The following is a 12,271-nucleotide window of genomic DNA, read 5'->3' as shown; positions in this document are numbered from 1 at the left end:
TCCCGATCGAGAGGAAACACGGAAGATGGCCACCCTGCTTCTCGTCGAGCACGCCCACGGCGCGCCCAAGGACGGTTCCCTGAAGGCGCTCACCGCCGCCCGGCAGCTCGGCGCCCCGGTCCACGCCCTGGTGACCGGCGCCGGCAGCCGGCCGGCGGCCGAGGCCACCGCCCGGCTTGAGGGTGTCGAAAAAGTGCTGCTGGCCGAGAACGCCGCCTTCGACCACCTGCTGGCCGAGCCGACCGCGGCGCTGCTTGCCGAGCTGGCGGCGGGCTACGACGCGGTGATCGCGGCGGCGAGCACCGAGGGCAAGAACGTGCTGCCGCGCGTCGCCGCGCTGCTCGACGTGGCGCAGGTCTCGGACATCACCAAGGTGGTGGCGCCCGACACCTTCGAGCGGCCGATCTATGCCGGCAACGCGATCCAGACCGTGCAGGTGAGCGAGCCGAAAAAGGTGATCACGGTGCGCACCGCCGCCTTCAAGGCGGCCGAGGCGGGCGGCGCGCCAGCCCCGATCGAGGCGGCGGCAGCGGCAGTGGCGCCGGAGGTGAAGTCGGCGTTCAAGGGCGAGGAGATCGCCCAGTCGGACCGGCCGGAGCTGGCCTCGGCCCGGATCGTGGTGTCGGGCGGGCGCTCGCTGGGCTCGGCGGAGAAGTTCAGGGAGCTGATCGAGCCGCTGGCGGATGCGCTGGGGGCGGCGGTGGGGGCCTCGCGGGCGGCGGTGGATGCGGGCTACGCGCCGAACGACTGGCAGGTGGGCCAGACCGGCAAGGTGGTGGCGCCGGAGCTCTATGTGGCGGTGGGGATCTCGGGGGCGATCCAGCATCTGGCGGGGATGAAGGATTCCAAGGTGATCGTGGCGATCAACAAGGACGAGGAGGCGCCGATCTTTCAGGTGGCGGATTACGGCCTGGTCGGCGACCTGTTCCAGATCGTGCCTGAACTTATGGACGCGATCGAACACGGACGCTGAACGCAACCACGGATGCGGCGATTGCTGAAGCGAGACGCGATCCGCGGCCGGCAGCTTGGACGAGGTGCGCGGCGTCTTCTCAGACGCTGCAGCCGCAGCATCAATTCGGCCAACCTCTCCTGGTTCAAACGCTCAAGCTCAGCCTGATCGACCTCTTAGAGCCTGTTTGAGGGCGTGATCTCGGGCTGGATTGTTGAGGGCGTTGGCAGCCATGAGGCTGGCGACGCAGGCGCGGCGGCCGGTTGCGCCATCTAGGCGACCGGCGCGCTCGCGGTGGAGACCGCCCCCGTGGCTGAACCAGCCGAAGGTCCGCTCGACGAGCCAGCGGCGCTCCAGCACGACAAAGCCCTTCTGATCCGGGTCCATCTCGACGACGCGGCAACGCATGCCATGCCGATGGCACCCGTCCTCGCAACGCTCGGCCGTGAAGGCTCCGGCCAGGATGGCCAGGCGCAGGCTCGTCCACTCGACCTTGCCGGTGTCGAGCGCGGGCAGCGGGTCGCGACCCTGCCCATGGGCCGGCACGACGGCCAGTGCCAGGATATGTCCCTCGCCATCCACCAGCGCCACGCGCGTGCGCCCGACCCGCTTCTTGGCCCCGTCATCGCCGCGCGGGCCGCGCACGCCGATGCACCTGACGCTTTGCGTGTCGATGATCGCCAGGCGCGGACCGGCGACCGCAGCGGCGGCGCTGGCGGCGGGCCAGAGCTCGCATCAGGCGCGCGAACAGGCCCTTGTCGATCCAGCGCCGGAACCAGCCGCAGACCGTGCGCCAGGGCGGCAAGCCCGCCGGCAGCGCCCGCCACGCACCGCCGACCCGCAGGTGCCAGGCGACCGCCGCGAGCACCCATCGCGCAGGCTGTGCGTTCGCGCGGCCCGGCGGGTCCGCCCGCGCCAGGAACCGGGCCACCTCGTCCAGGCCCGCCGGCATCAGCATGTCCTTCAGACGCGCCTCATGACGCGTCCGATGCCGGTCCGTCCACATCTGCTCTCCTCTCCGCCCCGCCAAGCGGAACTTGTGTTTGCACAAGAGACAGATGGGGACGCCCGGCAAAGGACCTCAAACAGGCTTTTAGACAGCTAAGTCTCGAAGTTGCCGTCAGAATGTGTGATGCGGGCGGCGAGCGAGTCGGGCAGCCCGATCACGCGCTTGGCGGGCGGGCGTTTGAATGTGCCTTCGGTCGCCTTGCGGGGCTTGAGCGCAAGAAGCGCCTCGGCCTGCTTCACGGCGGCCGCCACCTGGTCGACGACCGGCACCAGAATGCGGTGGGCCACTTTGGCGGCGAGCCCCGACAGCGGCGCCCCGGCCAGGATCACGACATCGGCCTCGTCCTCGCGGACGGACTTGTTGGCCAGTTGAACGAGAAGGTCCTCCTTCTCTTCCTGCACCTCGGCCACTTGCTGGAAGGGGCTGTCGAGCAGGCGGATACCGGCGCAGCGGCCGGCGAGCCCGTGCATCGCCACGCATTCCTCGTACCAGGGGCCGAGCGCGCGGGCGAAGCTGACGATCGCGAAGCGGCGCCCGAGCATGCAGGCGGTCAGCATGGCGGCTTCGGCCAGCCCGACGACCGGGATGTCGAAGAGTTCCCGCGCGCCGAAGAGGCCCGGATCACCGAAGGCTGCGATGATGGCCGCGTCGACCTCGCGATGATGCTCGGCCAGCATTTCGAGCGCGATCGCGCCCCCGATCTGCGCCTCGGCCCGCGTCGCGATGTAGGGCACGCCGCGGCCGGCCGTTAGCGGCACAAGGGTCGTTCCGGGTGCCGCCGCCGATTGGCCGGCCGCAAGCATCCGCTCCGTCATCTCGGCGGAGGTGTTCGGATTGAGGAGCAGAATCCGCGGGCCGGTCACGCAATGGCCTTGACGTTGAGGCTCGCGCCCGATGCTGCGTTTGAGATAGAGAAGATCTGGCCCCAGTCGACGAAGTCACCCGTTGCGGCACCGATCAGGCGCAGGCTCGCCCAGAGCGTCACGGCGACGGAATCGATGACGGGGATGCCGAGCTCCCGTTCAAGCATAGGCGCGACCGCGGCGCCGCGCATGTTGGTGCACACGATCGCCGCCGCCTCGCACCCGTCCCGGGCGACCTGCCGAACAAGGTCCGCGATCACCTCCCCGGTGGTCTCGGCGAAGGAAAAGTTGTCGGCGAGGCCCAGATGCCGCTCCGCCGTGCACGGAAAGCCAGCCGCCTCCCAGTTCGCCGTGATTCGCCGCTGCACATCGGTCGTATAGGGCGTCACGAGCCCGACCCGCTTCGTCCCGAGGCTGCGGAAGGCATCGCGGAAGGCCAGGACCGAGCTCGTCGCCAGGATGCCGGTCGTGGCCGTGATGCGGGCGCAGAGTTCCTCGTCCTGCGGGAAGCCGAGCCAGCCGGCCGAGGTGCCGTTCCAGGCGATGACGTCGACCTTGGCATGGGCCAGCAACTCGGCCGCCTGCACCATGGCGTCGAAGGCGAATTGCCCGAGCCCCTGCTGTGAGAGCGAGATCTCGGTGACGCGGAAGCGGCTGTAATGAACGCTGATATCGGTCTGTGCCGTCATCCGCGCGAGCACGGGCTCGAGCACGGTGTTGGAGGACGGCGTCAACATGCCAAGCCGGATGGGCTTGGGCGCATGAGAAACGGTCATGTCTGGTCCTAGTGGGCGGGCCGGTGGGCCGGCCCGGTGATCGGGCGCTGGCCGGCACGGCTCCAGAGGTTCTCCGCGACGGCCTGGGCCTCGCGGACGATGGCAGGACCGTCGGCGGTCAGCAGCGTGCCGTCCTCAAGGACGAGGCGGCCGTTCACGACGACGCTGCGCACGTTCATGCCGTTGGCGCCATAGACGAGGATGCCCCAGCCATCGATCAGCGGCGCCATGGTGGGCGCATCGGTGTCCATCACCAGGATGTCGGCGCGCTTTCCGACCGCGAGCGAGCCGATCTTCTCGCCGAGACCCAGGCGGTCGGCGCTCGCGATCGCAGCGATCCGGCCATCCACGACGGCGCCGTCGGCCACGATCCGGTCCTCGGCGTCGAGCGTCAGGACTGTGCCGCCCGTGAGCAGGAGGTCGCAGGCTTGGCGCGGATCGCCCTTGTCCGTCATAGCCCCAGCCGCCACGGTCAGGCCGCCTTACGGCTCGTGCCGGCCTCTTCGCGGATGAGCCCGAGCACGCGCCGCTTGGCATCGTTGAACTCCGGCGAGGTGATGTCGCGCGGCCGCGGCATGTCGAAGTCGAAATAGTCGCGGATGCGGCCCGGCCGGCGAGTCATCACGGCGATCTTATTGCCGAGCACGAGCGCCTCGTCGACGCTGTGCGTCACGAACACGATCGTGCACCTGATACGCTGCCAGATGGCGACGAGCTCCTCCTGCATGTCAAGCTTGGTCTGCGCGTCAAGCGCCGCGAAGGGCTCGTCCATCAGGATCACGCGCGGGTTCATCAGGAGCACACGGGCGATGCCGACGCGCTGGTTCATGCCGCCGGAGAGTTCCGAGGGATAATGCCCCTCGAAGCCGTTGAGCCCCACGAGGTCGATGAAGTGCTGCGCGCGCTCGCGCCGCTCGGCGCGGCGGACGCCCCTGAGTTTGAGGTGGAAGGCGACGTTGTCGGCCACATTCAGCCACGGCATCAGCGTCGGCTGCTGGAACACGACGCCGCGATCCGCGCCGGGCCTCGTGACCAGACTGCCGCCGACCTCGACCCGCCCCGAGCTCGGCCCCTCGAAGCCGGCGATCATGTTGAGCAGCGTCGACTTCCCGCAGCCGGACGGGCCGAGCAGGCAGACGAAGTCGTGGTCGCCGATATTCAGGCTGACATTGTCGAGCGCCATCACCTCGCGGCCGCGCGCGCGGTCCGTAAAGGTCTTGACGATGTTGCGGATCGCGATCTCGGCCATGCTCAGCCCTCCCGGCCCTGGACGGTCGTGTTGCGCTGCCAGCGCAGGACGACGCTCATCAGCTGCTTGATCGCGAAGTCGGACAGGTAGCCGAGCAGGCCGATCGACACCATCGAGGCGATGACCATATCGTAGCGGAGGAAATAATAGGAATCCCACAGCACGTAGCCTACGCCGCTCTTCACCGCGACCATCTCGGCCGTGACCGTCAGCATCCAGGCCGACCCGATCGCGATGCGCAGGCCTGCGAAGATCGACGGCAGTGCGGCCGGCACGACGATGTGCATGAGGAGCTGCCGGCCGGTCGCGCCCATCATGGCGCCGGCGCGGATGAGGTTGCGGTCGATCGTCTTCACCCCGTGGATCGTGTTCATCAGGGTCGGGAAGAAGGCGCCCAGGAACACGAGGAAGATCGCTGGCTTGTCGGCGATGCCGAACCAGATGATCGCGAGCGGGATCCAGGAGACCGGCGGAACGGGGCGCAGCATCTGCAGCGTCGGCTCGAGCGTCTTCTCGGCGGAGCGCGACCAGCCGATCGCAGTGCCAATCAGGATGCCGGATAGGCCCGCGATCACGAATCCGGCGAGCACCCGCCACGTGCTCGACAGGGCGTGGCGGAGCCAAGTGCCCGAATAGTCCTGCGTGCTGCCGTCGACGCCCAACACCCAGTCGCCGAGCGCGTGCAGCACCGCCGAGGGTGGCGGCAGCAGGCTCTGCGGCAGGTAGCCGGAGCGCGAGAACGCCTCCCAGCCCGCCAGGATGAGCACCGGAACGACCACGCGCTCCAGTTTCGACCAGATGCGCCAGGCCGCGGCATGACGCACGGCCGGCAGCCTCTCGCTTGCCGTCTGCATGATTGGCTCCGGATGGGATCGTCGCGAGCCCGCCCGGGCAGGATCATCGCGGTTGCAGAACACTACTTGGCGAGCCGGCGGCGCAGCGCGCAAGCACTTTCTGGCGGCTGCATGCAATTTGCGCGAAGTGGCTGTAGAAGCGCCGATAAATGCGCAATCTATCGGCATCGGCGTCGCGAAAATGGGGGTATGAAGCGTTCATGCAGCGCCCTCCACCTACGCCGACCGAAGCAGCCGCCCCTCGCCGTCGCGGTCGTCCGCGCAAACGCCTCGAACCAGCGATCGGCGCCGATCAGCGCGTCGTGCGGGCGGGTCTGCACGAGCGGGCGGCCGAACGTCTCCGCAACATGATCGTGCGCGGCGACCTGGCGCCCGGCGCAGCCTTAATCGAGGTGGAGCTTTCGGAGATGCTCGGCATCTCGCGCACGCCGATCCGGGAGGCGATCAAGCTTCTCGCCCAGCAGGGCCTCGTCGAGTTGCGGGCGAACCGCTCACCTTGCGTGCGGCCGTTGCGGGTGGCCGAGATCCGCGAACTTTTCGAGGCATTGGCCGGGATCGAGCGCATCGCGGCCGAGTTCGCCGCCATGCGCATCACGGAGGCGGAGCTCAAGCGCCTGCACGAGCTCCAGGCCGAGATCGTGCGCGAGCACAAGGCGGGGCGCCGCGACAGCTATTCGGCCGCGAACCGCACCATCCACCGCACCATCGTGCTTGCGGCGCGCAACGCGCCGCTCGCCGAGGCGCATGCCGCCCTGCTCTCGCGCGCCGAACAGGTGCGAGTCTTCGCGCTCGGGCTTGAGGATCGCTGGGAGCAGTCGATCCTCGAACACCAGGCCATCCTGGACGCGCTCGAGACGCGCGATTCGGGCCAAGCCGGCCGCCTCCTGCAAGAGCATGTCGGCCAGACGGCCGATGTGGTCGCTGCGAGCCTTGCCGGCCGAAACAGCCCGACCTCGAGCGCGGCCTGACATCTCATAGCCGAAGGGGAATACTAGGATGAAAGCAGTGCGACGCTGGTTGGCCTGCCTGGCCATGATCCCGCTCATGGCCGCCGCCGCCTCGGCCCAAGACAAACCGAAGATCAAGCTCGGCTTCGCCAAATGCGCCCATTGCACCCCGCTGGTGCTCACGCCCGAATACGCGAAGGACATCGATCTTGAGGTGGTGCCCTTTAATACGGGCAACGACGTGCTGACCGCGCTCGTCTCGAAGAGCATCGATGTCGGGCAGATCACCTACCTTCACTACGCGACCGCCCTCGACAAGGGCTTCGACGTCATGGCGATCTCCGGCCAGGTGAATGGCGGCTCGCAGATCCTGCTGAGCAACGACCTGCCGGTGGAGCCCAACGATTGGGCTGGGCTGAAGACGATGATCGCGGAGCGCAAGGCGGCCGGCAAGCCGCTGAAGGTTGCTGCGTCCCGCGGCAACGCGCAGGACATCCACATGCGCGGGGCCTTCGCCAAGCAGGGCATCGACATCGCCAAGGACGTGGAGTTCGTCAACATCCCGAACCCGTCCGATCATGCTCAGGCGCTGCGCCGCGGCGAAGTCGACCTGATCTGCTCGGTCGAGCCCTTCGCCACCCAGATTCGCCAAGTGAAAGCGGGCAAGTTCTTCACCTATCCCTACGACCAATCGGCGGGCGAGCTCACCAACCTCATGCTCACCCGGTCTGACGTGATCGTGGCCAACCGCAAGGGCCTGCAATCGACCGTCGGCGCGATCGTCAAGGTCGACGACTTCGTCGCCAAAAACCACGATGCCTGGGTCGGCGTCATCACCAAGGTGACCGGGCTCGACAAGACCATCGCCGAGGGCGCGATCGAGAACCTGAAGCCCGATTACCGGATGTACAAGCCACAGGCTCTGGCGATCGCGGCGATGATGAAGGAACTGAAGTACATCTCAAAGGACGTCTCGGCCGAAGTGTCCAAGAACATGGACTACAGCTTCCTCCAGGCCGCGTCCGGTCTGTCAGCGGCCGATCTCGGCAACAAGTAGCATCGGGGACGAGGCGCCGTGACCACCCTCATCACCGGCGTCTCCGGCTTCGTGGGCGGCGCGCTTGCCGCCGCTCTCGTCGCCCGGAGCGAGGACGTGATCGGCGTGGATCGTGCCCCATCCCCGGCCGATCCTCGGGAAGGACACGGCACGTACCGGTTCCAGGCTGCCGACCTGCGCCAGAATGGAGCGCTCGACCCCATCCTCGCCGAAGCCCGTGTAGACCGGCTCATCATCGGCGCAGCGATCACGGCCGATGCCGCCCGCGAGCGCAGCGATCCGGTGGGCGTCATCACGGTCAATGTCGCCGCCGTAGCTGACGCCGTCCGCTCGGCCGCACGCCACAATGTGGGGCGTGTGCTTTATCTCGGCTCCGGCGCAGTCTACGGCGACAGCGCAGCCGGCGCGGGAGCGCTGGTTGAGGACGAGACGCCGCTCAGGCCGCGCTCGCTGTATGCAATCACCAAGCAGGCCGGCGAGGCCACGGCCCTGCGCCTCGCCGACACCTTCGGCCTGGATCTCGTCGCAGCCCGGCTCGGCACCTGCTTCGGCCCCTATGAACGCGACACGGGCATGCGCGATACCTTGAGCGCGCCCTACCAGATCCTGCGCCTTGCCGCGTCAGGCGAGCCGGTCCGGCTGCCACGCCCGGGCCGGCGCGACTGGCTCTACATTCGCGATGCGGTCTCGGGCCTGCTCGATGCCGAGCGGCTGAACCATCCCGTCTACAACGTGGCGGCGGGCCACGAATGGCCGCTGACGGAATGGTGCGCGCATGTCGCGAGCGCCTATTCAGACTTCCGCTGGTCGGTCTCGGGGCCGGAGACGGCCAACGTCAACCTCTACGATGCCTTCGACCGGGCGCCGATGAGCGTTGCCCGCATCACGGCCGACACCACCTACCGGCCAGCCTTCGACCTCGCGGCAGTCGCACGAGATTTCCTCCAAGAGCCTTTCCTCCAAGAGCCCTGGAGCGCACGGCAATGACGGACGCAGAGCCGATCGCCGTCGACGGCAATCGCCGCCTCGCCGGCCAGACCTGCATCGTTACCGGGGCGGCCTCCGGGATCGGGCGAGCCATCGCGCGCGTGTTCGCCCGCCACGGCGCCCATGTCGTGGTCGCCGACATCTCGGAGACGGTGCTCGAAGGCGGCGAGCCGACGGTTAAGCTGATCGCCCACGAGGGCGGCAGCGCCAGCTTCCGCAAGACCGACGTCTCAGATGCCACGGCGGTGGACGCGCTCGTGGCCGACACATCGCGCCTCACCGGCCGGCTCGACGTGATCGTTAACAATGCCTGCATCCGGCATGCCCGCCGCCTCGCCGAACTCGAGGAAGGCGACTGGGACCGCATGATGGCAGTGAACCTGAAGGGCGTCTTCCTATGCTGCCGGGCCGCGGTGCGCCAGATGCTGACGCAGGAGATCCGGAACGAGGCGCGCGGGCGCATCATCAATCTCTCGTCGCAGCACGGGATGATCGCCGCGCCTGACGACCTCGCCTACGGCGTCGGCAAGGCCGGCATCGCCTACCTGACACGCCAGGTGGCGGCCGATTACGCAGCCGACGGAATCATCTGCAACGCCGTCGCGCCCGGCAAGATCGTGACCGGCCAGGGCGGCCGGCTGCTGGACGAGGCGGTGCTCGACCGCGCCCGCCGGCGCACGCCCTGGCCGCGCTTCGGTCGCCCCGACGATGTCGCGCAGGCGGCCCTGTTCCTGGCGAGCGGCGAGGCGAGCTTCGTGACCGGCATCAACCTGATGGTCGATGGCGGCTGGATGGCCGCATAGGCCTATCTCGGCGCCGGCGGTTCCGATCGGCAGAGGCGCGATTCACGGGCGCAGTGCCGCCATGTCCTGCTGTGCGGGGCAGAACCTCTCACCCAACGGCGGCGACGTGATGATCTGAGGGACACGGTCGATGAGCAAATACGATCTGATCATTCGCGGTGGCACCGTGGTCACGGCAGCCGATACGATCCGGGCGGACGTGGCAATCCATGCTGGCCGAATCGTCGCCGTCGCCGACAGGCTCTCCGGCGGTACGCGCGAGATCGACGCCGGCGGCCTGCTGGTCATGCCAGGAGGTATCGACAGCCACGTCCACCTTGCTCAGCCCGCGTTCGGCGGGCCAGCGATGGCCGACGACTTCGAATCCGGAACGCGCTCGGCCATCGCCGGTGGCACGACAACGATCCTGCCCTTCGCGCTCCAACCCCGAGGCGCCTCCTTGCGACAGAGCGTCCTCGACTACCATAAGGAAGCAGACGGCAAGAGCTACTGCGATTACGGGTTCCACCTGATCATCTCGGACCCAACACCCAGCGTTCTTGGGCAGGAGCTGCCCGCCCTGGTGGCGGACGGTTATACCTCGTTCAAAGTCTTCATGACTTATGACGACTTGGTTCTGAACGATCGGCAGTTGCTTGAGGTATTCGACTGCGCGCGGGACTGTGGTGCCCTCGTCATGGTCCATTGCGAGGGCTACGACGCAATCCGCTTCATGACGGAGAAGCTCGAACGCGCAGGAAAGACCGCGCCTTACTATCACGCTGCGTCGCGTCCGGCCTCGGTCGAACGCGAGGCGACTCACCGGGCGATCAGCCACGCCGAGCTGGTCGAGGTGCCAATCATGATCGTCCACGTCTCAGGCCGCGAGCCAATGGAGCAGATCCGTTGGGCGCAGCAGAAGGGGCTGAAGGTCTATGGCGAAACCTGCCCTCAATACATCGCTCTGACTGCCGACGATCTCAAGGGCCTTAACATGGACGAGAGCGGCGGGAAGTATGTCTGCTCTCCGCCGCCGCGCGATCGCGCGAGCTGGGATGCGATCTGGGAAGGCATCCGGACGGGCGTCTTCCAGACCTTCTCCTCCGACCATTGTCCATTCTTCTACGAGGGCAATCAGGGCAAGCTGAACCCGAAGGCACGAACCTCATTCCGCTGGGTCCCGAATGGGATTCCGGGTGTCGAGACGCGGCTCCAAATTCTGTTCTCGAAGGGCGTGGTTGAAGGACGGATCACGCTCAACGACTTCGTCGCGCTGACCTCTACCAACCACGCCAAGATGTACGGCCTCTATCCGGGAAAAGGCTCCATCGCGCCGGGCTTCGATGCCGATATCGTGATCTGGGATCCGAACCGGAAGGAGACGATTCGCCAAGAGCTGATGCACCACGGCGCCGACTACACGCCCTATGAAGGAATTGCCGTCACAGGTTGGCCGATCATGACGATCTTGCGAGGGAAGCTCGTCGCGGAGGAAGGCCGTATCCTCGGAACGCCTGGCCGAGGCAGATTTCTGAAGCGGTCGCTGTCGCCCTTTGCAGAGCCGCGTCACTCGTAGTATTTCACGCGAGGTGAGCACTGCGAGATCCTGACGATCGCCCCGAGCGTGTCGGCCTAAGCAGGTTTCGGAAAAGTGCCCTGCGGTTTTCCGTCAAAAACCTGCGACACAGCAAAAACCGAAGCGGACGAAGCGGTGGCACGCCCCGCCAAGTCCGCTTAGGAACTCACGGTATGGCCGGCACCGGCCAGACTCCCTTACCGGCGAAGCCGCCGCTGTAGCCTACGCCGTAGCCTAACCGGTGGCCCCGACAAATTGGGGGTGGAGCGTCGATCGCCGTGGCACTGCTCCTGCATCGCCGCTCGCGTGTATGGCTGTGTTCTAAGGAGCTGCCGTGGCCTATCTCGCCCCGTCCGAGTTCGTCACCAAGATGGTGGACGCCGGTGAATCCAAAATCTTCATGTCGACGCGTGACACGGTGATCCGTGCCTATATGGCCGGTGCGCTACTCGCGCTTGCGGCCGTCTTCGCCGTCACCGTAACCGTGCAGACCGGCTCGCCACTCGTGGGCGCGATCCTGTTTCCGGTGGGCTTTTGCATGCTCTACCTGCTCGGCTTTGACCTTCTGACCGGCGTCTTCGTACTGGCGCCCCTTGCCCTGATCGATCGGCGGCCAGGCGTGACGCTCGGCGGCGTGCTGCGCAACTGGGGCCTTGTTTTCATCGGCAATTTCGCGGGCGCCCTGACCGTGGCCGTGATGATGGCGATCATTTTCACTTTCGGCTTCACCACTCCTCCCGATCCGGTCGGCCAGCGGATCGGCTCGATCGGCGAGTCGCGCACGGTCGGCTACGCCGCCCATGGCGCGGCGGGCATGCTCACCCTCTTCATTCGCGGCATGCTCTGCAACTGGATGGTCTCGACGGGCGTCGTCGGCGCGATGATCTCCACCACCGTCCCAGGCAAGGTCATTGCCATGTGGATGCCGATCATGGTCTTCTTCTTCATGACCTTCGAGCATTCAGTTGTGAACATGTTCCTGTTTCCATCGGGCCTGATGCTCGGCGGCAAGTTCTCGATCGGCGACTATCTGATCTGGAACGAGATCCCGACTGTGCTCGGCAACCTCGTCGGCGGCCTCGCCTTCACGGGCCTGACCCTCTACACGACCCACATCCGCACCGGCGAGAAGCGTCCGGCGCGCGACGCCAGAGGTGCCGTGGTCTACCCGGCTGAATGAGCGCGGGCCGCGGCTCCGTCCTGGACGTGGGGCCGCGGC

14 protein-coding genes are annotated in these 12,271 nt (G+C 67.2%); 7 read left to right on the top strand and 7 right to left on the bottom strand.

Features of this window, described 5'->3' with window-relative positions:
* Positions 1–25 precede the first annotated feature (25 nt).
* On the top strand, positions 26–973 hold the full coding sequence (locus MNOD_RS39190) for an electron transfer flavoprotein subunit alpha/FixB family protein (protein WP_012631145.1): 948 nt from the start codon (positions 26–28) through the stop codon (positions 971–973).
* A 138-nt stretch (positions 974–1,111) separates the two neighbouring features.
* On the opposite strand, the gene MNOD_RS42250 is transcribed toward MNOD_RS39190, so the two are convergent.
* From MNOD_RS42250 to MNOD_RS39160, 7 genes are all read right to left on the bottom strand, one after another.
* The gene (locus MNOD_RS42250) at positions 1,112–1,597 is read right to left on the bottom strand and encodes a transposase (protein ID WP_050783625.1); all 486 of its coding nucleotides are present in this window, start codon (positions 1,595–1,597) and stop codon (positions 1,112–1,114) included.
* Complete coding sequence (locus MNOD_RS42245) at positions 1,575–1,958, bottom strand: transposase (protein WP_050783624.1); 384 nt, start codon at positions 1,956–1,958, stop codon at positions 1,575–1,577. The genes MNOD_RS42250 and MNOD_RS42245 overlap by 23 nt, the downstream gene beginning before the upstream one ends.
* A gap of 95 nt (positions 1,959–2,053) precedes the next feature.
* Complete coding sequence (locus MNOD_RS39180; RefSeq protein WP_012631144.1) at positions 2,054–2,824, bottom strand: aspartate/glutamate racemase family protein; 771 nt, start codon at positions 2,822–2,824, stop codon at positions 2,054–2,056.
* The gene (locus tag MNOD_RS39175; protein ID WP_012631143.1) at positions 2,821–3,600 is read right to left on the bottom strand and encodes a maleate cis-trans isomerase family protein; all 780 of its coding nucleotides are present in this window, start codon (positions 3,598–3,600) and stop codon (positions 2,821–2,823) included. Before MNOD_RS39175 ends, MNOD_RS39180 begins: the two co-directional genes overlap by 4 nt.
* 8 nt (positions 3,601–3,608) lie before the next feature.
* Complete coding sequence (locus tag MNOD_RS39170) at positions 3,609–4,070, bottom strand: amidohydrolase family protein (RefSeq protein WP_157091832.1); 462 nt, start codon at positions 4,068–4,070, stop codon at positions 3,609–3,611.
* Between the two features lie 2 nt (positions 4,071–4,072).
* On the bottom strand, positions 4,073–4,849 hold the full coding sequence (locus MNOD_RS39165; protein WP_012631142.1) for an ABC transporter ATP-binding protein: 777 nt from the start codon (positions 4,847–4,849) through the stop codon (positions 4,073–4,075).
* Positions 4,850–4,851: 2 nt separating this feature from the next.
* Positions 4,852–5,703: an ABC transporter permease gene (locus MNOD_RS39160; protein WP_012631141.1), complete on the bottom strand. Its 852-nt coding sequence runs from the start codon at positions 5,701–5,703 to the stop codon at positions 4,852–4,854.
* 302 nt (positions 5,704–6,005) lie between these two features.
* Here MNOD_RS39160 and MNOD_RS39155 point away from each other — a divergent pair, with 302 nt between their 5' ends.
* The 6 genes from MNOD_RS39155 (at position 6,006) to MNOD_RS39130 (ending at position 12,232) form a co-directional block, all read left to right on the top strand.
* Positions 6,006–6,671, top strand: a complete 666-nt coding sequence (locus MNOD_RS39155; protein ID WP_012631139.1) for a GntR family transcriptional regulator — start codon at positions 6,006–6,008, stop codon at positions 6,669–6,671.
* A gap of 28 nt (positions 6,672–6,699) precedes the next feature.
* Complete coding sequence (locus tag MNOD_RS39150) at positions 6,700–7,707, top strand: ABC transporter substrate-binding protein (protein ID WP_012631138.1); 1,008 nt, start codon at positions 6,700–6,702, stop codon at positions 7,705–7,707.
* Between the two features lie 18 nt (positions 7,708–7,725).
* Complete coding sequence (locus MNOD_RS39145; protein ID WP_012631137.1) at positions 7,726–8,694, top strand: NAD-dependent epimerase/dehydratase family protein; 969 nt, start codon at positions 7,726–7,728, stop codon at positions 8,692–8,694.
* The gene (locus MNOD_RS39140) at positions 8,691–9,497 is read left to right on the top strand and encodes an SDR family NAD(P)-dependent oxidoreductase (protein WP_012631136.1); all 807 of its coding nucleotides are present in this window, start codon (positions 8,691–8,693) and stop codon (positions 9,495–9,497) included. The genes MNOD_RS39145 and MNOD_RS39140 overlap by 4 nt, the downstream gene beginning before the upstream one ends.
* A gap of 130 nt (positions 9,498–9,627) precedes the next feature.
* Complete coding sequence (gene hydA / locus MNOD_RS39135; RefSeq protein WP_012631135.1) at positions 9,628–11,052, top strand: dihydropyrimidinase; 1,425 nt, start codon at positions 9,628–9,630, stop codon at positions 11,050–11,052.
* Between the two features lie 334 nt (positions 11,053–11,386).
* Positions 11,387–12,232 carry a formate/nitrite transporter family protein gene (locus MNOD_RS39130; protein ID WP_012631134.1) on the top strand — a complete coding sequence of 282 codons (846 nt, stop codon included), beginning with the start codon at positions 11,387–11,389 and terminating at the stop codon, positions 12,230–12,232.
* The last annotated feature ends 39 nt before the right edge of the window (positions 12,233–12,271 follow it).

Origin of the sequence: Methylobacterium nodulans ORS 2060 (assembly GCF_000022085.1) — a bacterium.
In the GTDB taxonomy this organism is placed as follows: Bacteria; Pseudomonadota; Alphaproteobacteria; order Rhizobiales; family Beijerinckiaceae; genus Methylobacterium; species Methylobacterium nodulans.
Note: the sequence above shows the minus strand (reverse complement) of the source record. Positions and strands in the feature narration are given on the sequence as shown.

What these genes read in the sequence shown, in the direction of transcription:
- hydA (WP_012631135.1), top strand. Translation starts at nt 9,628, where the DNA reads ATGAGCAAATACGATCTGATCATTCGCGGTGGCACCGTGGTCACGGCA.
- MNOD_RS42245 (WP_050783624.1), bottom strand. Translation starts at nt 1,958, where the DNA reads ATGTGGACGGACCGGCATCGGACGCGTCATGAGGCGCGTCTGAAGGAC.
- MNOD_RS39190 (WP_012631145.1), top strand. Translation starts at nt 26, where the DNA reads ATGGCCACCCTGCTTCTCGTCGAGCACGCCCACGGCGCGCCCAAGGAC.
- MNOD_RS39140 (WP_012631136.1), top strand. Translation starts at nt 8,691, where the DNA reads ATGACGGACGCAGAGCCGATCGCCGTCGACGGCAATCGCCGCCTCGCC.
- MNOD_RS39175 (WP_012631143.1), bottom strand. Translation starts at nt 3,600, where the DNA reads ATGACCGTTTCTCATGCGCCCAAGCCCATCCGGCTTGGCATGTTGACG.
- MNOD_RS39160 (WP_012631141.1), bottom strand. Translation starts at nt 5,703, where the DNA reads ATGCAGACGGCAAGCGAGAGGCTGCCGGCCGTGCGTCATGCCGCGGCC.
- MNOD_RS39165 (WP_012631142.1), bottom strand. Translation starts at nt 4,849, where the DNA reads ATGGCCGAGATCGCGATCCGCAACATCGTCAAGACCTTTACGGACCGC.
- MNOD_RS39150 (WP_012631138.1), top strand. Translation starts at nt 6,700, where the DNA reads ATGAAAGCAGTGCGACGCTGGTTGGCCTGCCTGGCCATGATCCCGCTC.